26 protein-coding genes are annotated in these 19,041 nt (G+C 58.0%); 9 read left to right on the forward strand and 17 right to left on the reverse strand.

Annotation, left to right across the window (positions count from 1 at the left end; all coding sequences use genetic code 11):
- Positions 1-106 precede the first annotated feature (106 nt).
- From rplT to thrS, 4 genes are read right to left on the reverse strand one after another with little or no spacing between them, the layout of a single operon-like run.
- Complete coding sequence (rplT, locus tag HCF10_RS21365; RefSeq protein ID WP_003174975.1) at positions 107-463, reverse strand: 50S ribosomal protein L20; 357 nt, start codon at positions 461-463, stop codon at positions 107-109.
- 29 nt (positions 464-492) lie between these two features.
- Positions 493-687 carry a 50S ribosomal protein L35 gene (gene rpmI / locus HCF10_RS21370; RefSeq protein ID WP_002553160.1) on the reverse strand — a complete coding sequence of 65 codons (195 nt, stop codon included), beginning with the start codon at positions 685-687 and terminating at the stop codon, positions 493-495.
- Positions 688-747: 60 nt separating this feature from the next.
- A complete protein-coding gene (gene infC / locus HCF10_RS21375; protein WP_015884933.1) occupies positions 748-1,299 on the reverse strand; it encodes a translation initiation factor IF-3 in 552 nt (183 codons plus the stop codon).
- Positions 1,299-3,221 (reverse strand): threonine--tRNA ligase, encoded by a 1,923-nt coding sequence (gene thrS / locus HCF10_RS21380; protein ID WP_048719014.1) that lies wholly within the window; start codon positions 3,219-3,221, stop codon positions 1,299-1,301. The genes infC and thrS overlap by 1 nt, the downstream gene beginning before the upstream one ends.
- 368 nt (positions 3,222-3,589) lie before the next feature.
- On the opposite strand from thrS, the gene HCF10_RS21385 reads away from it, so the two are divergent.
- Together HCF10_RS21385 and HCF10_RS21390 are read left to right on the forward strand one after the other, a co-directional pair.
- Positions 3,590-3,904 (forward strand): hypothetical protein, encoded by a 315-nt coding sequence (locus tag HCF10_RS21385; RefSeq protein ID WP_131700544.1) that lies wholly within the window; start codon positions 3,590-3,592, stop codon positions 3,902-3,904.
- A 289-nt stretch (positions 3,905-4,193) separates the two neighbouring features.
- The gene (locus HCF10_RS21390) at positions 4,194-4,406 is read left to right on the forward strand and encodes a cold-shock protein (protein WP_003234260.1); all 213 of its coding nucleotides are present in this window, start codon (positions 4,194-4,196) and stop codon (positions 4,404-4,406) included.
- A 73-nt stretch (positions 4,407-4,479) separates the two neighbouring features.
- Here HCF10_RS21390 and HCF10_RS21395 read toward each other — a convergent pair whose 3' ends face one another.
- Positions 4,480-4,800 carry an I78 family peptidase inhibitor gene (locus HCF10_RS21395; RefSeq protein ID WP_131700543.1) on the reverse strand — a complete coding sequence of 107 codons (321 nt, stop codon included), beginning with the start codon at positions 4,798-4,800 and terminating at the stop codon, positions 4,480-4,482.
- A 142-nt stretch (positions 4,801-4,942) separates the two neighbouring features.
- Entirely contained in the window at positions 4,943-5,248 is a 306-nt protein-coding gene (locus HCF10_RS21400; RefSeq protein WP_131700542.1) for a hypothetical protein, read from the reverse strand.
- A 154-nt stretch (positions 5,249-5,402) separates the two neighbouring features.
- On the opposite strand from HCF10_RS21400, the gene HCF10_RS21405 reads away from it, so the two are divergent.
- Entirely contained in the window at positions 5,403-5,615 is a 213-nt protein-coding gene (locus HCF10_RS21405; protein WP_053128891.1) for a hypothetical protein, read from the forward strand.
- A gap of 26 nt (positions 5,616-5,641) precedes the next feature.
- On the opposite strand, the gene HCF10_RS21410 is transcribed toward HCF10_RS21405, so the two are convergent.
- The 7 genes from HCF10_RS21410 to HCF10_RS21440 are packed head-to-tail and all read right to left on the reverse strand — an operon-like array spanning position 5,642 to position 12,609.
- Positions 5,642-6,670 carry a nucleoside hydrolase gene (locus HCF10_RS21410; protein WP_167656353.1) on the reverse strand — a complete coding sequence of 343 codons (1,029 nt, stop codon included), beginning with the start codon at positions 6,668-6,670 and terminating at the stop codon, positions 5,642-5,644.
- 26 nt (positions 6,671-6,696) lie between these two features.
- Positions 6,697-7,101, reverse strand: coding sequence for a D-ribose pyranase (gene rbsD, locus HCF10_RS21415; protein ID WP_131700540.1), 405 nt, complete (start codon positions 7,099-7,101; stop codon positions 6,697-6,699).
- Entirely contained in the window at positions 7,098-8,015 is a 918-nt protein-coding gene (rbsK, locus tag HCF10_RS21420) for a ribokinase (protein WP_131700539.1), read from the reverse strand. Before rbsK ends, rbsD begins: the two co-directional genes overlap by 4 nt.
- Before the next feature lie 23 nt (positions 8,016-8,038).
- Positions 8,039-9,061, reverse strand: coding sequence for a LacI family DNA-binding transcriptional regulator (locus HCF10_RS21425; RefSeq protein ID WP_167656354.1), 1,023 nt, complete (start codon positions 9,059-9,061; stop codon positions 8,039-8,041).
- A 3-nt stretch (positions 9,062-9,064) separates the two neighbouring features.
- Positions 9,065-10,042, reverse strand: a complete 978-nt coding sequence (locus HCF10_RS21430; RefSeq protein ID WP_167656355.1) for an ABC transporter permease — start codon at positions 10,040-10,042, stop codon at positions 9,065-9,067.
- Positions 10,039-11,592 carry a sugar ABC transporter ATP-binding protein gene (locus HCF10_RS21435; protein WP_131700536.1) on the reverse strand — a complete coding sequence of 518 codons (1,554 nt, stop codon included), beginning with the start codon at positions 11,590-11,592 and terminating at the stop codon, positions 10,039-10,041. The genes HCF10_RS21430 and HCF10_RS21435 overlap by 4 nt, the downstream gene beginning before the upstream one ends.
- Positions 11,593-11,649: 57 nt before the next feature.
- Positions 11,650-12,609, reverse strand: coding sequence for a sugar ABC transporter substrate-binding protein (locus HCF10_RS21440; RefSeq protein ID WP_131700535.1), 960 nt, complete (start codon positions 12,607-12,609; stop codon positions 11,650-11,652).
- A gap of 552 nt (positions 12,610-13,161) precedes the next feature.
- Between HCF10_RS21440 and HCF10_RS21445 the strand changes: the two genes are divergently transcribed.
- From HCF10_RS21445 to HCF10_RS21455, 3 genes are all read left to right on the forward strand, one after another.
- On the forward strand, positions 13,162-14,250 hold the full coding sequence (locus tag HCF10_RS21445; protein ID WP_131700534.1) for an asparaginase: 1,089 nt from the start codon (positions 13,162-13,164) through the stop codon (positions 14,248-14,250).
- A 191-nt stretch (positions 14,251-14,441) separates the two neighbouring features.
- Complete coding sequence (locus HCF10_RS21450) at positions 14,442-14,693, forward strand: DUF1654 domain-containing protein (RefSeq protein WP_178116737.1); 252 nt, start codon at positions 14,442-14,444, stop codon at positions 14,691-14,693.
- A 4-nt stretch (positions 14,694-14,697) separates the two neighbouring features.
- On the forward strand, positions 14,698-15,387 hold the full coding sequence (locus tag HCF10_RS21455) for an endonuclease (RefSeq protein ID WP_131700532.1): 690 nt from the start codon (positions 14,698-14,700) through the stop codon (positions 15,385-15,387).
- Between the two features lie 30 nt (positions 15,388-15,417).
- Here the strand turns inward: HCF10_RS21455 and HCF10_RS21460 are convergent, their stop codons facing one another.
- Complete coding sequence (locus HCF10_RS21460; RefSeq protein ID WP_167656391.1) at positions 15,418-15,783, reverse strand: SPOR domain-containing protein; 366 nt, start codon at positions 15,781-15,783, stop codon at positions 15,418-15,420.
- A 263-nt stretch (positions 15,784-16,046) separates the two neighbouring features.
- On the opposite strand from HCF10_RS21460, the gene csrA reads away from it, so the two are divergent.
- The 3 genes from csrA to HCF10_RS21475 all read left to right on the forward strand — a co-directional run bounded on the left by csrA (position 16,047) and on the right by HCF10_RS21475 (position 17,095).
- Positions 16,047-16,241: a carbon storage regulator CsrA gene (csrA, locus tag HCF10_RS21465; RefSeq protein ID WP_003192511.1), complete on the forward strand. Its 195-nt coding sequence runs from the start codon at positions 16,047-16,049 to the stop codon at positions 16,239-16,241.
- Between the two features lie 212 nt (positions 16,242-16,453).
- The gene (locus tag HCF10_RS21470; RefSeq protein WP_167656356.1) at positions 16,454-16,699 is read left to right on the forward strand and encodes a hypothetical protein; all 246 of its coding nucleotides are present in this window, start codon (positions 16,454-16,456) and stop codon (positions 16,697-16,699) included.
- Positions 16,700-16,798: 99 nt separating this feature from the next.
- Positions 16,799-17,095 (forward strand): hypothetical protein, encoded by a 297-nt coding sequence (locus tag HCF10_RS21475; RefSeq protein WP_131700529.1) that lies wholly within the window; start codon positions 16,799-16,801, stop codon positions 17,093-17,095.
- A gap of 19 nt (positions 17,096-17,114) precedes the next feature.
- Here the strand turns inward: HCF10_RS21475 and HCF10_RS21480 are convergent, their stop codons facing one another.
- The 3 genes from HCF10_RS21480 to pcp form a co-directional block, all read right to left on the reverse strand.
- On the reverse strand, positions 17,115-17,792 hold the full coding sequence (locus tag HCF10_RS21480; RefSeq protein WP_131700528.1) for an HAD-IA family hydrolase: 678 nt from the start codon (positions 17,790-17,792) through the stop codon (positions 17,115-17,117).
- Between the two features lie 133 nt (positions 17,793-17,925).
- Entirely contained in the window at positions 17,926-18,372 is a 447-nt protein-coding gene (locus HCF10_RS21485; RefSeq protein WP_145336287.1) for an anti-virulence regulator CigR family protein, read from the reverse strand.
- Positions 18,373-18,435: 63 nt separating this feature from the next.
- Positions 18,436-19,041 carry a pyroglutamyl-peptidase I gene (pcp, locus tag HCF10_RS21490; RefSeq protein ID WP_167656357.1) on the reverse strand — a complete coding sequence of 202 codons (606 nt, stop codon included), beginning with the start codon at positions 19,039-19,041 and terminating at the stop codon, positions 18,436-18,438.

Genomic DNA, 19,041 nt, shown 5'->3' on the forward strand with positions numbered 1-19,041 from the left:
CAGACTCCAGATACAAAATAGGGGAAGAGCTTGAAGGCTCTTCCCCTATTTATGACGTTTACCACCTTGGGCTACAGGAGCAGCCCAGGGTGACTGTCGGGGGTACTTAAGCCAAGGTGGCTTTAGCTTTCTCGACAATCGCAGCAAACACCGCTTTTTCGTTCACAGCCAGTTCAGCCAGAACCTTACGGTCGATTTCGATGGACGCTTTTTTCAGGCCAGCGATGAAACGGCTGTAGGACAGACCGTTAACACGTGCACCAGCGTTGATACGAGCGATCCACAGAGCGCGGAACTGACGTTTTTTCTGACGACGGTCGCGGTAGGCGTATTGGCCTGCCTTGATTACCGCTTGCTTGGCAACACGGAATACGCGTGAACGCGCGCCGTAGTAGCCTTTAGCGAGTTTCAGAATTTTTTTGTGACGTTTACGGGCAATGACGCCACGCTTTACACGAGCCATGAGTTACTTCCTCTATTCTTGATCCAAAATTAACGAAGGCGCAGCATGCGCTCGACTTTTGCCACGTCAGACGGATGCAGCAAGCTGCTACCGCGCAGTTGACGCTTACGCTTGGTCGACATTTTGGTCAGGATGTGGCTCTTGAAAGCGTGCTTGTGCTTGATACCGTTAGCAGTTTTCAGAAACCGCTTAGCAGCACCACTTTTAGTCTTCATCTTTGGCATGTTCGGATACTCCGCATTCAGTTGATAAACATAATCAGAAGGCCTGCCGTGCCCTGTTGATTACTTCTTCTTTTTCGGGGCGATGACCATGATCAGCTGGCGTCCTTCCATCTTAGGATGCTGTTCGACCGAACCGTACTCGAGCAGGTCAGCTTCAACCCGCTTGAGGAGTTCCATCCCCAGCTCCTGGTGGGCCATCTCACGGCCGCGGAATCGCAAGGATACCTTGGCCCTGTCCCCATCACTCAGGAAACGTACCAGGTTGCGCAGTTTTACCTGGTAATCCCCTTCCTCCGTCCCTGGACGAAACTTGATTTCTTTTACTTGAATCTGCTTCTGGTTCTTCTTCGCCGCGGCAACCTGCTTCTTCTTTTCGAAGATCGACTTGCCGTAGTCCATCACCCGGCAAACGGGTGGGATTGCATCGGCGGAAATTTCCACCAGGTCCAACTTGGACTCTTCTGCAATACGAAGCGCTTCATCAATCGAGACGATGCCAATCTGCTCGCCGTCAGCGCCAATTAACCGAACCTCGCGTGCCGAGATATTCTCGTTGATCGGGGCTTTCGGTGCAGCTCGTTTATCTTGTCTCATTTCACGCTTAATAATAATTACTCCGAATCTGGGCGACCACGCCGGGAAACCGCTTGCGCGAGGAACTCAGCGAACTGGGCGACGGGCATCGAGCCCAGGTCAGCACCTTCACGAGTACGCACAGCGACAGTCTGCATCTCGACTTCCCGATCTCCGATAACCAAAAGATAGGGAACCTTGAGCAAAGTATGCTCGCGGATTTTAAAGCCGATCTTTTCATTTCTCAAGTCGGACTTGGCACGAAATCCGCTTTCGTTGAGAGTTTTTTCAACTTCAGCAGCAAAATCTGCCTGTTTATCAGTGATATTCATGATCACTGCCTGAGTCGGAGCCAGCCACGCAGGGAACGCACCCTCGTAGTGCTCGATCAGGATCCCGACGAACCGTTCGAACGAACCGAGGATCGCCCGGTGCAGCATAACCGGGTGTTTACGGCTGTTGTCTTCGGAGACGTATTCGGCTCCCAAACGGATCGGCAGGTTAAAATCGAGCTGCAAGGTACCACATTGCCAGACACGGCCAAGGCAATCTTTCAACGAGAACTCGATCTTCGGACCGTAGAAGGCACCCTCGCCCGGCTGCAGGTCGTACGCAAGGCCCGCACTGTCTAGCGCTGCGGCCAGTGCCGCTTCAGCGCGGTCCCACAGTTCGTCGGAACCGACGCGTTTTTCCGGACGAGTGGACAGCTTCATCTCGACTTCGGTAAAGCCGAAATCGCGATAAACGTCCATGGTCAGCTTGATGAACGCGGCGGATTCGGCCTGCATCTGCTCTTCGGTACAGAAGATGTGGGCGTCGTCCTGGGTGAAGCCGCGCACACGCATGATGCCGTGCAGCGCACCCGATGGCTCGTTACGGTGGCAGGCGCCGAACTCGGCCAAACGCATCGGCAACTCGCGGTAGCTCTTCAAGCCCTGGTTGAACACCTGCACGTGGCAAGGGCAGTTCATCGGCTTGATGGCGTAGTCGCGGTTTTCCGATTGTGTAGTGAACATGTTGTCGGCGTAGTTGGCCCAGTGCCCGGACTTCTCCCACAGGCTGCGATCAACGACCTGTGGGGTCTTGATCTCCAGGTAACCGTTGTCGCGCTGAACCTTGCGCATGTACTGCTCAAGCACCTGGTACAGGGTCCAGCCGTTCGGGTGCCAGAACACCATGCCCGGCGCTTCTTCCTGGAGGTGGAACAGGTTAAGACGCTTGCCGATCTTGCGGTGATCGCGCTTTTCGGCTTCTTCAATGCGCTGGATATAGGCGGCCAGCTGCTTCTTGTCAGCCCAGGCGGTGCCGTAGATCCGTTGCAACTGCTCGTTCTTCGCATCGCCGCGCCAGTAGGCACCAGACAATTTGGTCAGCTTGAACGATTTGAGGAAGCGCGTGTTCGGCACGTGCGGACCACGGCACATGTCGACGTATTCTTCGTGGTAGTACAGGCCCATTGCCTGTTCGTCCGGCATGTCTTCCACCAGACGCAGCTTGTAGTCCTCGCCACGCGCGGTGAACACGTCGATCACCTCGGCACGCGGGGTGACTTTCTTGATGACGTCGTAATCTTTTTCGATCAGTGCGTGCATGCGCTGTTCGATGGCGGCCAGATCGTCCGGAGTGAAAGGACGCTCGTAGGCGATGTCGTAGTAAAAACCTTCGTCGATGACCGGGCCGATCACCATTTTCGCAGTTGGGTACAGCTGCTTGACCGCATGGCCAATCAGGTGCGCGCAAGAGTGGCGAATGATCTCCAGCCCCTCTTGATCCTTGGGCGTGATGATTTGCAGGCTGGCATCGGAGGTGATCAGGTCGCTGGCGTCAACCAGCTTGCCATCGACCTTGCCGGCCACGGTGGCCTTGGCCAGGCCGGCACCAATGGAGGCGGCGACCTCGGCTACGGAAACCGAATGATCGAATGAACGTTGACTGCCGTCGGGAAGAGTAATAGTTGGCATGGCGCCTCCTCTCCTAGTGGTGACCCCTACCAAAGGTCACGTGGGTTGGGATGAGCCAGTACAAGATCCAACACCAGGCCGTTCAGTGATGAACGCCTGCCTTACAGCGGCAGGAGCCTTTCGGCCAACCGATAATCGAACCACAGTGACTGGAGTGAGCTAAAAAGAAACATGGCAAGGCGGCAAATGGCGCACCCGGAATTAGCCAAGCGGAAGATGCTAGCACAGATGAACGGTCATCGCGCCGGGCACACCTGATGTTAAAGACAAATTCCAGCCTTTATAGCTGCAAAAGTGAACTTGGGCTGTACGCCATGCCTCAAACCCACTGAGAATCGCCGTTCGTCCTCGACCCAAAGGAGCATCCCATGATGCGTTTCACCTCTACCCTCGCTCTCGCCGCTACCCTGAGCCTCCTTTCCCTCGGCGCGCAGGCCGCCGCCCCGTCCAATTGGCCAGCGGGCGCCCGCGACAGCTTCGTCAGCGACTGCAGCGCAGCTGCCAGCCAGAACGTTGATGCCAAAACTGCCAAGGCCCATTGCGAATGTGGCGCTGACAAGATCAACGCCGAATTGAGCACAGCAGAAATCAAGGAACTCATGACCAACCAGAACGCCAGCCCGGAGCTTAAAAACAAAGCGGTCGCGGCTATTTCGTCCTGCAAAGTCGTGAAGAAAAAGTAAGATCGGGCCCTGATCAGACGTCCGTTTTGCCGGAAAAACAGCCCGAAAACTGCCATTTCTCACAAATTACGCAGCTTTTACGGCTTTTTTTACCAGCTTATATTTCGTGCCGAAGCCCCGTAGATCGGGGCTTTCAGCCGACACAAGCACCAAACGCAACGCTATTGATTAGCAAACAATGCCTTGGGGGGGCTCCCAAGCCGAACATTTCGACTATGATAGCCCAGTGTGCCCAGTTGGCCTGAGCAGCACAGCACTACTGAAAATATATGTTTCTTGGAGATACACCATGTCTAATCGCCAAACCGGCACCGTTAAATGGTTCAACGATGAAAAAGGCTTCGGCTTCATCACTCCTCAAGGTGGCGGTGACGACCTGTTCGTACACTTCAAAGCTATCGAAAGCGACGGTTTCAAAAGCCTGAAAGAAGGCCAAACCGTCTCCTTCGTGGCTGAGAAAGGCCAAAAGGGTATGCAAGCTGCACAGGTTCGCGGCGAGTAATTCTCCGCTGAGCTAAAAAAACCCCGTCCATGTGACGGGGTTTTTTATGGGCGTTGCAAAAGCCTGGAAACGATCAGCCGCAATTAACGCGCGTGACCACCAGATTGTCATCGGTATTCAGGTTCAAGCGGTCGGAGCGGTATTCCAGCGTGATCATATCGTTGGGCTTGAGAATCCGTGCGTTCTGCGCGCCAGCGCGGGTACGGGCCTGCTCCAGCAACTGCGGCGAGGCTTTCTGGCCAATGCTGAATTCGGCGGCCTTCGACTCACAGCGGCTATGACCGGCATCGGTCACGGCGGCGTCTTTGGCTGGCTCAGAGGCACCCGGGGTGCTGCAACCCGCCAACGCGAGTGCTGCCAACAAAGTACCGAATGATGCGAGCTTCCAAGGCATGAAGCCTCCTATTGAAAAATGAACAGAGATCTTGCGACAGCGGTCTGGATGATAGGTTTCAAAACGTAAACCGCCGATAGGCAAGTCTGCCCGACTATCAGCAAGCATTCGCCCGATCAATCGTGACCAAATATGAACGTAATCAGTAGATGTCGATGTAATCAAATGGCGGCTTCGGCCAGTTTTGCTTCAGCGCATTAAAAATCTGTGTGACCCAGACCTCGTCGCTGGCTGCGACGTTGCCGACATAACCGGAGCCCTTGGCCCAGGTCTCCAGGCGAAACAGCAGGCCGTCGATATCAGTGCCTCCCACCACCCCCGAAGATATGTAGGCAATCCCAGCCTTGGTCACACGCAACTGGGTATGTTCGTCATCACTGGCACTGGCGATCAGTTGGCGCACGGCGGCCAGGGTCAGGTTCTCGGGGTTACTCAAATCGATCTGCACGCGGGGTCCCCCGGCAATTAAACAGGGGGACAGTGTCGCACAGCGCCTGCTTCATGCCTAAGTAGCAGTGCCAAACCCCGCGCAAAATGATTAACTGCGCCCGTTAGAGCCGCGTTCCAGCGCACTGCCCAGTATTTCAACCCGTGAGACTTCCATGACCACCGTAACGCTCCAAGCCGACATCAAAGCCAAGTGGCCCCAAGGGCAAAGTTCCTACAGCCCAGGAAGCCCGGAGGAACTGGCAATCATCGGTATCGACCTGCTGGTCAAGGAACTCGGCACCCAGGCGGCGCAAGCATTCATCGGCCAGGTATTCGAAAAATACCCGGCCGACCACATGGGGGCACAAGACCCCGAGCGGGAATGAGAACCAGCTGACGAACGTCGACCGGGTTACTTCAAGCGTGCAAGGCGCTCGGTGAGCAGATCGAAGAAGCCCTGGGCGTCGCCGTTCTCAACCCAAAACACATTCTTTGTCTGCTTCAGGCCGTCGTACCAATCAACGATGGTCTGGCCGAAGGTCGGGCCTTCGCGACTGTCCACCACCATATTGGCCTGACGCCCCGTGAACAAAGACGGCTTGAGCAAGTAAGCGATAACAGTGGCGTCATGTACCGGTCCGCCCGGGATGCCGTAGTGCTCCATATCGCCCTTGACGTACTCATTCAGAATATCGCCGACAACCTTGCTCGCGTTGTTGTTGATGTCGGCGATCTTTTTCAAGCGCGCCTCACTGGTCAGCACCTTGTGGGTCACGTCCAGCGGCAGGTAAGTCAGCTTGACGCCACTCTTGAGCACAATCTCGGCTGCAATCGGATCGGCGAACAGGTTGAACTCGGCAACCGGGGTGATATTGCCGCCGTTGAAGTGCGCACCACCCATCACCACCACTTCCTTGATGCCTTGGGTGATTTCCGGGTCCTGAGTCAATGCCAGCGCCAGGTTGGTCTGCGGGCCGAGCATGGCAATGGTGATGCTGTGAGGCTTAGCCGCACGGAGGGTCTTGATCAGGTAATCAACGGCGCTGCCTTCAGCCAGGCCCTTTTTAGGCTCATGGACGGTGACGCCGGAAATACCTTCTTTGCCATGGATGTTCTCGGCATAGATCGGTGTGCGCAACAGCGGCTTGGGTGCGCCGGCGTACACCGGGATTTCCTCGCGCCCGGCCCAATCGCGGGCCAGGCGCGCGTTACGCGAGGTCTTGTCCAGGCGCACGTTGCCGGCGACGGTAGTCAGCGCACGAATGTTCAATTCGTCCGGGGAAGCCATGGCAAAGAGCAAGGCCACCACATCGTCGGCGCCTGGGTCGGTGTCGATGATCAAGTCGATTTTTTCCGCCGCTTGGGCGCTGGCAGCAGTGAGTGCGGACAAAAGCAGGACACTCCGAAACAGATTTCTCAGGGTTGGGAGACCACGTTGCATAAAACACTCCTTGTCGTTGGGACACTCTAGAAGGTTACGCCGGACACCAGCGCGATATTGCAGTAAGGCTGGCACTCGCCGGTACGCACGACAGCGCGCGCGTTACGGCTCAGTTGCTTGAATTGTTCATGGCTGAGCAGACGTCGCTCGCCGAGGGCGGCCTGTTCAGTCAACGCGTTCAGCTCAGTCAGCGCGGGAGGCTGCTTGAGCAGGATTTCTTCCGCCAGTACGTGGCTTTCCACCTGCATTTCACTGAGCACGATACGCAAGGTACTGATGAAGTCGGGAATGCCCTGGGTCAGCGCCAGGTCAATCAACTCAACCCCCGGCGGCACTGGCAGGCCGGCGTCACCGATCACCAGGATGTCGCCATGGCCCAGGGATGCGATCAACCGCGACAAGGCGATATTGAGCAGAGGGGTCTTTTTCATAAAGGTACAAAACCTTGAACGTCATGCAGCGTAGGAATGGAGGGTTGGGCACCGGCACGGGTGACTGACAATGCTGCCGCGACCTGGCCGAAACGGATGGCCTCGGCCTCACTTTTGCCACTGGCCAGTGCTGCGGCAAAACCACCGACAAAGGTATCGCCGGCAGCCGTGGTATCCACCGCCTTGACCTTGGGCGCCACCAAGTGCTCAAAGCCCTGGCCATCGGCAAACAACACACCTTGGGCACCCAGGGTAATAATGACCTTGCCAGCTCCCGCCTGGATCAACCGAGTCGCCGCGACCTTTGCACTGTCGAGGGAGTCGACTGTCACGCCGCTCAGTGCGCTGGCTTCACTTTCGTTGGGAATCAGGTAGTCGACCGAGGCGTACCAGTCAGCGGGCAACGGGCCGCTGGCCGGCGCGGGGTTGAGGATCACGGTCTTGCCCAGTTCACGACCGCGCTTGAGGGTGTAGCCCACGGTATCCATCGGCACTTCAAGCTGACAGATAATCACATCGGCGGCCTGCAACACCGCATCAGACGCCTGCAGTGAGACGGGGGTCAGCTCGCCGTTGCTGCCGGCAACAATCACAATCGCGTTCTGGCTGCTGTCGTCCACCACAATCAAGGCGACGCCACTGGAACCGTCCACGGTGCTCACCGCCTGGCAATCGATACCTTCCACCAGCAAGGCGCCACGCAGTTCAGTGCCATAGGCATCGCTACCGACACAACCGATCATTGCCACATCGGCCCCCAGTCGCGCCGATGCCACGGCCTGGTTGGCGCCCTTGCCGCCAGGCACCGTGGAAAACGTCTGGCCGATCAGGGTCTCACCGGCACGGGGCAGCCGACTCGCGCGGGTGACCAGGTCCATGTTCAAGCTGCCTATTACCACTACTTTTGCTGGCATACATCAGTACTCATCAATTCGATTCAGCGGTATTGGGCGAATACGCTGGCGACTGGCGCCGTGGACTCGCGCAATACGATGCTCGGCGTCACGATGCGTTGATCGATCAGCAGTTGGGGTGTTGCAATTCGTCGCAGTAAAAGCTCGGCCGCCGTCTCACCCAGTTGCAGGATCGACTGCCCGACCGTGGTCAGCGCCGGGTACACGTAGCGGCCCATTTGAATGTCATCGAAACCGATCACCGACAGTTCACCGGGCACGCGGATATTGCGCTCCGCCGCAGCACGCAACACGCCGAAACCGATCATGTCGTTGCTGGCAAAAATCGCGCTGGGCGGGTTTTCCGCCAGCAGTTGCACGGCAGCAGCATAACCGCCGGTGCTGGTGAAGTCGCTCTCCAGGGTGCGATTGGCCACCACTTCCACTCCCGCTTCACGGAGCGCGCGGTGGTATCCCGCCAGGCGCATTTGCGCGACGCGAGTATGGGCCGGGCCACCGATGCAGGCGATATCCCGATGCCCCAGCTCAAGCAAGTGCCGGGTCGCCAGGTAGGCGCCGTGCTCATGGTCGATGCGCACCAAGTCGACATCTATACCGTCCAGCGCCCGGTCGACAATCACCATGGGCGTGCGCACCGCGCTCAAGCCTGCGGCGAGGCCGCTGTCATCACCGCCTACCGAGGTCACGATCAAGCCGTCGACGCGCTTCTCCAGCAACACCCGCAAATAGCTACGCTGTTTTTCTGCGTTGTCGTCGGAGTTGCAGAGAATCACGCAGTAGCCATTACGCTCACAGTAGTCCTCGATCCCCCGGGCCAGCTCGGCAAAATACGGGTTGAGGCTGTTGGGCACCAGCAATCCTATGGTGGCCGTGGTCTTAGCCTTGAGCGAACGCGCGACGGCGCTGGGCACGTAGTCGAGCTGCTTGATCGCCGCTTCAACCTTGATCCGTACCGGCTCGCTCACCGGGCGCGTCTTGTTCACCACATGGGACACGGTGGTGTAGGAAATACCTGCAATCGCGGCCACATCCTTGATCGTTGCCATGGTTCAGCCTCGCCGACTGGCGCGGCGGCTGCGGTAAGTATCCAGGACCACAGCGATCACGATCACGGCACCGGTGATGATGCGCTTGGTGGGCTCCGTGGCACCGATTTGCGCCAGGCCGGCGGCCAATACCGAAATAATCAGCACGCCGAAGAAGGTGCTGATCACCGAGCCACGTCCGCCCATGAGGCTGGTGCCGCCGATCACCACTGCGGCGATCACTTGCAGTTCCAGGCCCGAACCGGCATTCGGGTCTGCCGCTTCCAGGCGCGAAATCTGGAACAACGCCGCCACACCGGCCAGCAGGCCCATGAGACTGAACACCAGAATCTTGTACGGCTTGGGATTGATCCCGGCCAGGCGTACAGCTTCTTCGTTGGTGCCGATACCGATCAGGTAACGACCGAATACGGTGCGGGTCAATACCAGTTGGGCGGCAATGATCACCAGCAAAGCGATGATAAACGACGGCGAAATACCGAAGGCGATCGGGTTGGAGAGCCAGGCAAACGAATCGCCGATGTAAGCCGTACGCGAACCGGACATCTGGTACGCCACGCCACGGGCCATTTCCAACACACCGAGGGACACGATAAACGATGGTATGCGCCAGGCCACCGTGATCGAACCGGTGATAGTGCCGGCCAACGCGGCGCAACCCATGCCGAGCAAGGCAGCCGGTAAGACACTCCAGCCCCAACCGAGAATCGCCACGCTGACGGCCGATGCCGCCAACGCCAGCACCGAGCCCACCGACAGGTCGATACCGCCGATGATCAGGATGAAGGTCATGCCCACAGCCAGCACCATCAGGTCAGGAATCTGGTTAGCCAGAGTGCTGAACGTGTCATAGGACAGGAAGTGATCACTGAGCACCGAAAACAGCGCGATCATCGCCAGCAATGCACCGGCCAGCCCCAGGTAGGTGCCCAGGCCGTAGAAGTTGCCGCCGGTTTTACCGGGGGAAGTTGTTAGTTTCATGGGGTATCCCTAAGCACTGCGTCGTTGAGCAGCGCATCACGTTTCTGATAGCCGGCAAAGGCGGCAGCGAGCAATTCGTCCTGGGTCCAGCTGTCGCGCTCGAAGGTCTCGATCAAGCGCCCGGCGGACAGCACGCCGATGCGGTCACAGATCAGCATGAGCTCACGCAGGTCACTGGATACCACCACCAGCGCCTTGCCCTGGCGAGTCAATTCACCCAGTAAGGCATAAATGTCGAACTTGGCACCGACGTCGATGCCGCGAGTAGGCTCGTCGAACAGCATCACCGAGCAGTCGCGCTCCAGCCAGCGGCCGATCACCACTTTCTGTTGGTTACCACCGGACAGTTCGGACACCAATTGCGCCGGGCTGGAGCTGCGGATCCGCATGGCGTCGATCTGGCGCTTGGCCAATGCCGTCTCATCTCGCGTATTCACCACCCCGGCGCCGGAAATTTCCGGCATGTTGCCCAGCGCGATATTCGCACTGATCGACTGGGTCAGCAGCAGCCCTTCGCCCTTGCGATCCTCGGTAATCAGAGCAATACCATGACTGACTGCATCCACTGGCGAGCGGATACTCACCACCTGGGCCGGCGAACCCAGGGCCACAGTGCCGCTGTCGGCCAGGTCGGCACCGAAGATAAGGCGTAGTAACTCTGTACGACCGGCGCCGATCAGGCCGGAGATGCCATAGATCTCACCGGCACGCACTTCAAACGATACATCGCGGACCTTGTCCGAGCGCGTCAGGCCCTTTACGGTCAGGGCCGGGCCGCCGATGCTGCGCGGCCCCAGGTCGATGTGTTCACCCAGCTCCCGGCCGACCATCAAGGTGACCAGTTGTTCGCTGTTGTAATTGGCCATCGGCTCGACACAGACCAGCTTGCCGTCGCGCAATACCGCAATGCGCTGGGCGACACGGGCCAACTCTTCGAGCCGATGCGAAATATAAATGATCGCCACGCCCCGAGCCTGCAGGCGGGTGATTTGCTCAAACAGCATCTCGACTTCGCGGGCCGTGAGCATCGCGGTGGGCTCATCGAGGATCAGCACATGGCAGTCACCGATCAGGTTGCGGGCGATCTCGACCATCTGCTGATGGCCGATGCCGAGGCTGCCGACCAGGGTGTCCGGATCGATGGCGTCGAGACCGACCTGGGCCATGGCCTCGATCGCGGCTTTGCGCAATTGCTTGCGGCTGATCCAGCCACAATGGCTCGGCAGGTTATCCAGGAACAGGTTTTCGGCCACGGTCAGCGTCGGAAGCAGATTGAGTTCCTGCATGACCATGCGCACGCCCAACGATTCAGCCTGGGTGCGGCTGGCCGGACGGTAATCCTGCCCCTTGAATTGCATGTGCCCAGTAGTCGGCGTGACCAGCCCGCCGACAATCTTCGACAAGGTACTTTTGCCCGCGCCGTTTTCACCGGTCAACGCCAGCACTTCACCACGGTTAAGCGTGAGGGTGATGTCGGACAGAACCGGTTGGGCATAGGTCTTACCGATACCGCTGACCGAGAGGACAGCGTTCGGGGCGGAAGATGACATAGGAAAATCTCCAGGCGTCCGCCCAGGGCGGACGGACGCTGTTGGGTGCTGCCAGGATTACTTCTTGAGGACGAGTTCGACCGGGGTTTCGATCATGCCGTCCTTGGCATCGACTTTCTCACCCTTGACCAGCTTGAGGGCGTTCTGGATACCGAACACCGCTTGCTGCGCCGCCGCCTGGTCGGCGGTCGCCAGCACACGACCGTCCTGCAGCATCGGCTTGATGGCGTCGATGTTGTCATAACCCACCACCAGGACCTTACCGGCCTTGCCTGCTGCACGTACGGCGGAGACGGCGCCCAGGGCCATGTTGTCGTTACCGGCCAGCAACGCCTTGAGGTCCGGGTGTTCGCTCAGCATGGCCGAGGCCACTTTCTGGCCCTGGTCAATTTCCCAGTTGCCGGATTGGGTGGAAACGATCTTCATACCGGCAGCGTCCATCGCATCCTTGAAGCCCGCGGTGCGCTGCTGGGCGTTGGTGGTGGTCGGTACACCTTCGATGATGCCAACCTTGTCGCCGGCAGCCAGTTGCTTGGCCAGGTAGTCGCCCACCAGTTTGGCGCCTTTGCGGTTGTCGGGACCGACAAAGGGAATATCGAGGTTTTTGCTTTTCAGCACGCCCGGATCCAGGCGGTTATCGATGTTGACGATCTTGATCCCGGCTTTAGAGGCATCCTCCAGCACTTTTACCAGTGCCTTGGAATCAGCGGGCGCGATAACGATGGCATTGACCTTGGCCAGGATCATCTGCTTGACGATACCGATTTGCGCGCTGGTATCGGTTTCGTCCTTGATGCCGTTGGTGATCATGTCGAAATCGGCGGCATGGTCTTTCTGGTACGCCTTGGCACCGTCCTGCATGGTCACGAAAAATTCGTTGGCGAGGGATTTCATCACCAGGCCGACCTTGGGTTTGGCGGCAGCGTCATCAGCGAATGCAGAGGAGAAAGGTAAGGCGGCGGATGCGGCAGCAAGCACAGCGACAGCAAGAAGACGTCCAGCGAATGGCAGCTTCATGGGTTCACTCCGATCTTATGATTATTGTGGGCAACGCTTGCACCGAAGTGTGCTTCGGGCGCCCTCCCACCCGGGGGGCTGATACGAGCTGACAGGAGACTCAGTGAGAGCCCCATGAAACATCTCGCAAACGTTTGCGTTAACAAACTATGAGAACCTTGTCGAGATTTGTCAACGCTAGAATATGGCCTTTCATGCAAGGCCTCTAGCCCCGGCTCTCGCGTCCTCCGAGAGCCGCTCTTAAACATCTGCCGCGTTCGGTCGTTCTCTGAAACGACAGGTTTTGGCGCAAGACACAGGATTCTTTCGTCATAACTTTCGGACAACCGAACGCCACACCCCAGGTTGTTCGGAAAGCCGGACATCCAGTGATCTAAAAACCATCACAAAACAGATAAAAACCAATACATATCAACAGTTTAATTTATATACGCAAACATATTCAGCATGGTACAGATCCTGCTCCTACACAGCGCCTGGCGGCATTCAGCACTGCCCAGGTGTTCTAGATGAACCTGCTACAGCACTCATCAAAAACCAGAGAGAAAAATAATGAAATCTGCATTGAAGAACTTTGTCCCGGGGGCGTTGGCCCTTCTGCTGCTGTTCCCCGTTGCCGCCCAGGCAAAGGACGTTGAATCCAAGACCAAATTGTCCAACGTGGTCATCCTCGCCACCGGCGGTACCATTGCCGGCGCGGGCGCCAGCGCCGCCAACAGTGCGACGTACCAGGCCGCCAAAGTCGGTATCGAGCAATTGATTGCCGGTGTTCCTGAGCTTAGCCAGATCGCCAATGTGCGTGGCGAGCAAGTGATGCAAATTGCGTCCGAAAGCATCAACAACGAAAACTTGCTGCAACTGGGTCGCCGCGTCGCCGAACTGGCCGACAGCAAGGACGTGGACGGCATAGTGATCACCCACGGTACCGACACCCTGGAAGAGACCGCCTACTTCCTGAACCTGGTGGAAAAAACCGACAAGCCTATCGTGGTGGTCGGCTCCATGCGCCCAGGCACCGCCATGTCGGCTGACGGCATGCTCAACCTGTACAACGCGGTAGCCGTGGCCGGCAGCAAGGACGCACGCGGCAAAGGCGTACTGGTGACTATGAATGACGAGATCCAATCGGGTCGCGACGTCAGCAAAATGATCAATATCAAGACCGAAGCCTTCAAGAGCCCATGGGGGCCGCTGGGGATGGTCGTTGAAGGCAAGTCCTACTGGTTCCGCCTGCCGGCCAAGCGTCACACCATGGACTCGGAATTCGACATCAAGAACATCAAGAGCTTGCCCGATGTTGAAATCGCCTACGGCTACGGCAACGTGAGCGACACCGCCTACAAGGCACTGGCCCAGGCTGGCGCCAAAGCCATCATCCACGCCGGCACCGGCAATGGTTCGGTGTCGTCCAAAGTGGTCCCTGCGCTGGTGGAGTTGCGCAAGCAAGGTGTGCAGATCATCCGTTCTTCCCACGTGAACGCCGGGGGCATGGTGTTGCGTAATGCCGAACAGCCGGACGACAAGTACGACTGGGTCGCCGCTCTTGACCTGAACCCGCAGAAAGCCCGGATTCTGGCGATGGTCGCACTGACCAAGACCCAGGACAGCAAAGAACTGCAGCGGATGTTCTGGGAATATTGATTCCTGATGACATCTCTGTAGAGGCGGGTTTACCCGCCTCTACTTCATGTGTAAATCCCGCAACCAACACCTCCCCGCCCTACACCAAATCACCTAAACCGCCGTAAGACGAACTTATTAAATTTTAAGCAGTTGCGAAATTGCCTACAGTTAAATACTGTATGCACGTACAGCTTACTAAGGAACACTCCGTGGCAAAGCCCTCCTCAGCAGCATTAACCCCACCTGATGCCTACGAACGCCTGGCCATTCGTGTGCAAAAGATCATCAACTCCACCAGCGCCCAAAAAGCCAAGGCAGCCTTGATCTTCCGCTTGCCGGACGAGCCAGAAGACGAGTGGCAGCGCTTGCTGGAGGAAATCGCGGAGAACGACAACGTTACCCTCGCCTATCGGGATGACGGCGGCGTGCAGATTTTCTGGGTTGTGCCGAAGGAAGATTGATTCAATGAGTGCCCGTTTTATTGCTCTGTGCTGCCTGCTTTTTGCTGTCACTGCCCATGCACAGGCACCCCGAACCTTCAGCGAAGCCAAAAAAATCGCCTGGAAGCTCTACTCGCCACAATCCACCGAGTTCTATTGCGGCTGCAAATACACCGGCAACCGCGTTGACTTGAAAGCCTGCGGCTACATCCCACGCAAAAACGCCAACCGTGCCGCGCGCATCGAGTGGGAGCACATTGTTCCGGCCTGGCAGATCGGACATCAGCGCCAGTGCTGGCAGAACGGTGGACGCAAGAACTGCACGCGCAATGACGACGTGTTCAAGCGCGCCGAAGCGGATTTGCACAACCTGGTGCCGAGCATCGGCGAGGTCAATGGAGATCGAAGTAACTTCAGTTTTGGCTGGCTGCCGGTGCAAAGCGGGCAGTACGGTTCATGCCTGACCCAGGTGGATTTCAAGGCCAAGAAGGTCATGCCGCGCCCGTCCATTCGCGGGATGATCGCACGCACTTATTTTTACATGAGCAAGCAGTACGGCTTGCGCCTGTCAAAACAGGATCGCCAGCTGTACGAAGCTTGGAACAAGACCTATCCGGTACAAGCCTGGGAGCGCCAGCGTAACCAGACGGTGGCGTGCGTGATGGGCCGCGGCAATGAGTTTGTCGGCCCGGTTAACCTGAAAGCCTGCGGTTGAACATGGGCGGCCCTGCCGCCCAACCAGCGGTTACTGCGCGGCCTTGTGCTCGATGATCTCGGACACCGTGTCGGTTTTCTTGGCCCGTGCCATCTTCTCGTTGAGCAGTGTCTGCTTGGCTTCGGCCTCGGCCCTGGTTGCAAATGGCCCCAGCAGCACTTCGTCCTTGCCGTCGACCTTCACGATATAAAAACTGAACCCGTGTTCGAGCAACCAGGCGGTCAGGTCCGTGATTGCCTGCAACTTATGGTCTGGCGGGCCAACGCGCAGGTCCCATTCCTGGGCGGCAATCGCGCCGGTTTGTGGCTGGCTTTCGGTCACGGCAGGCTTGGCATTGGGAGCATCGACGCTTTTGCCTTCACCGCAACCGGCCAAGGCCAACACCGCAATTGCCATCGTTACTTTACGCACTGCCCTGCTCCTTCAACGGATAAAGAAGCGACTTTATCATTCACTGTCTATTCTGGCCGTCATAAACGTTGGCTTAAACAATGCGAATGATGTATCCCAGACCTGTATGATGCCGCCATGGGAATTAATGTCGCCTCTATGCGTCCTAAAAGAGGCAGTCACAGGGACGCGCTTAGCAGTAAGCTACACACATACGACACCTGCCCTGTCTGAAACATGTGTCCTTAAAAGTAATCAAGGAGAAGTCCATGCTTATACTCACCCGCAAAGTCGGTGAAAGCATAAACATCGGTGATGACATTACGATCACCATCCTGGGCGTCAGCGGCCAGCAAGTACGAATCGGCATCAACGCCCCCAAGGATGTTGCCGTGCATCGCGAGGAGATTTACCAGCGCATCCAGGCCGGCCTGACCGCTCCGGACAAAAACCAGACGCCTTGAAGCGCCCTCAGTAGCCAGCCCTTTCGTTCACTGTAACGGCTGGCGAAAACCTCCTCGGACTGCTTTTGTCTTTGTTGCGCGAACCGTTTTTTGCCGCATGCTCATCCATGAATCAAGATGAAACTATCTTCACGCTTGGAACTTATTACACCCTCTGCAACCGAATCCCCTGACTGATATCTCGCCATCAGTGTGCAATTGGGAGCACGTCGATGCTGCCAGGCAATACCCAGCCATTTTTCTCCAGATCCTGGATGATCGCCCTGCTGACAGGGCTGGTCTTTGTCGGTTTGGAATATGGCCTGAAGCTTGAAATAGAAGGCGCCCAGGCCCCTCGCTCGCGGCTGGACCTGGTATTGCTGCTGTTTGGCTACCTGTTCATGTTCTGTCTCAAGCCTATCCAGATGGCCGTGCAGCGCAAGTTGTGCCAGCGAATCGTGCGCAAAACCGCACACTGACGTCCCCGTAATTCACTATCAGATCGCTGGTATTTACAGCCTCGCAGCAGGACCTATTCTTGGGTGTGTTTGCACAGTCAGTAAAAGGTGCCGGTACAGATGGACACGCTCACTAAAACCCAAATCGAATCTGAATTGGCAGCCCGCCTGCCCAGCTACACGGTCACCTGTACGCTGCACGCCGACGGCACCCTCTCGGCCGTGCTCAGCGGTCCGGAAACCGATCACTTCGCAATCACCGGAATCGTGCGCGCGCATTATCGCGGTGCCGAAGCGATTGCCCGGCTCGCCAACGAGATTCTCAGGGAGATGGTGCTGTCACGCCAAGGCATGCGCAGTGATCGAATGCAGGCGCCGCCTGATCCAGCCACCCGCGAAGCAGACCGAGGCCGTTAGCCGTCTCGGCCTTGCTGCGTCAGCCCCTCGCGCGCGCCAAGTACAACAAGCCATCGGCGCTGCGTTGCACCTGCAGCTGTTCATACCCATCGATCGAAGGATGCTCCGTCGCCATGGGCTTGAGGTGCGTCGAGGTCACGACCATCACATCCGCTCCAGCCGCCTCCCCCGCACGAATACCCACCGTCGCATCCTCAAACACCAGGCAGTCCTGCACCGACACCCCCAGGCGCTGCGCACCGAGCGCATAACAGGCAGGGTCAGGCTTACCGATAGCCACGTCTTCAGCCGTGACCAGCACCGCTGGCGGTGCAATGCCCGCCGCTTGCAGTCGACGCAACGCCAGCTCCCTGGGTGCAGAGGTGACCAGCGCCCACTGATCACCGGGCAAGCGGTTCAGAAACTCGACAGCACCGGCAATCGCAACGACGCCTTCCACGTCATTGATTTCAGCCTCGGTAATCCACTGTGCTTCAACCTCTGGGTCGACGCCGGGCAAAGCCTGGCGCGTGATGGTGTCGATTGCCCGGGCGCCATGGATGGTGGTCAGAAACGTCGCCACCTCCAACCCATGGCGTTCAGCCCAGATACTCCATACCCGCTCGGCGGCGGCAATCGAATTGAGCAAAGTCCCATCCATATCGAACAGAAAGGCGCGGTAAGGGCGGGCAAATACGGCTGAACCTCGGATGGACACTGCGGGGTTTCCTAGTGGGCTGAAACGAATAATCGGCGCAATGCAATCTACGGATCACCTGGCGGCTTGTAAACGCCACCGACGCCGGCAAGAACACGGCGGCGCCGAGAACCATGCTGGTGACAGCGTCAGCTCAATCGAGGGCGCCATTGAGGACTTCGTAGATGATGCCCGTCGCGATGGCCACCAGTATCAAGTCGGTACCCGCCTGCTGCCACTCGTACCCATCGTAATGGGGCAAACGGCCCAACAAACGCCCGTCCAGTTTCTTGGCAATGCCCGGCGGCAGCGGCTTGCCGCGTGCCAGGTTCTTCTGGATACCAGGCGGCAAGGCAGGCCCTGGGCTCCAGTAGTCGCGATAACCGCCCAACACATTCAGCACGCTGCCACGGTCGACGCTGGGGCCATGACTGCCTGCTGCACCTTTGCCCTTGGGCTTGTCATGCCCCTGCCCGCCGTGACCATTGCCTTTATCGTTGCCTTGCCCCTTGCCATTGCCTGGATCAGCCAAAGCCGTACCGCCAGCGGCAAACAACACAAGCGTAAGCGCAACAGATACGAATTTCGAGCACTTGATCATGACGATTATCCAACACAGGAATGTAGCTGAACTGTAGTCGAGCTTACCGCATCACGTAAGAAGTCAACTCACCTGACCGCCGACCTCCACCACGTCCACCGGGGTATTCCATGCCGTCGACACCGCGATGCGCAGCCCATCGACCAGGCCCGCTCCAAGCTGGCTCGGCACGTGGATAAAACCACTGCGTACACCCGAGCCCGCGAGTTCGTGTTGCAAGCGGTAGAACACCTGGTTGCACACAAAGGTGCCCGCCGTCTGCGATACCGAAACCGCAATCCCCGCCTCGCGCACCGCCCTGGCCATGGCCTTGATCGGCAGCGTCGAGAAGTAGGCCGCAGGGCCGCCGACCACGACCGCCGTGTCGATGGGCTGCTCCCCCCGATTATCGGGGATGCGCGCATCGTTGACGTTGATCGCCACCCGCTCGATGGATATTTCGCTGCGCCCGGGGGCCAACCCAGTGGCGATGCCCATTGCCGGGCGCAGTTCACTGATCAGTTGGAGCAGGCACTCACCCGCCGTGGCAAACGCACAGGGCAATCGGCGCGCAACAATCCGCACATCATCGTCGAGTTGCACGCCATCCAACTGGCGCACCGCTTCCCAAGAAGGATTCACCAGGTCTTGATCAAAGGGCTCGAACCCCGTCAGCAATACAGTTCGCAT

The sequence above is a fragment of the Pseudomonas sp. B14(2022) genome (assembly GCF_012030485.1).
Taxonomy (GTDB): domain Bacteria; phylum Pseudomonadota; class Gammaproteobacteria; order Pseudomonadales; family Pseudomonadaceae; genus Aquipseudomonas.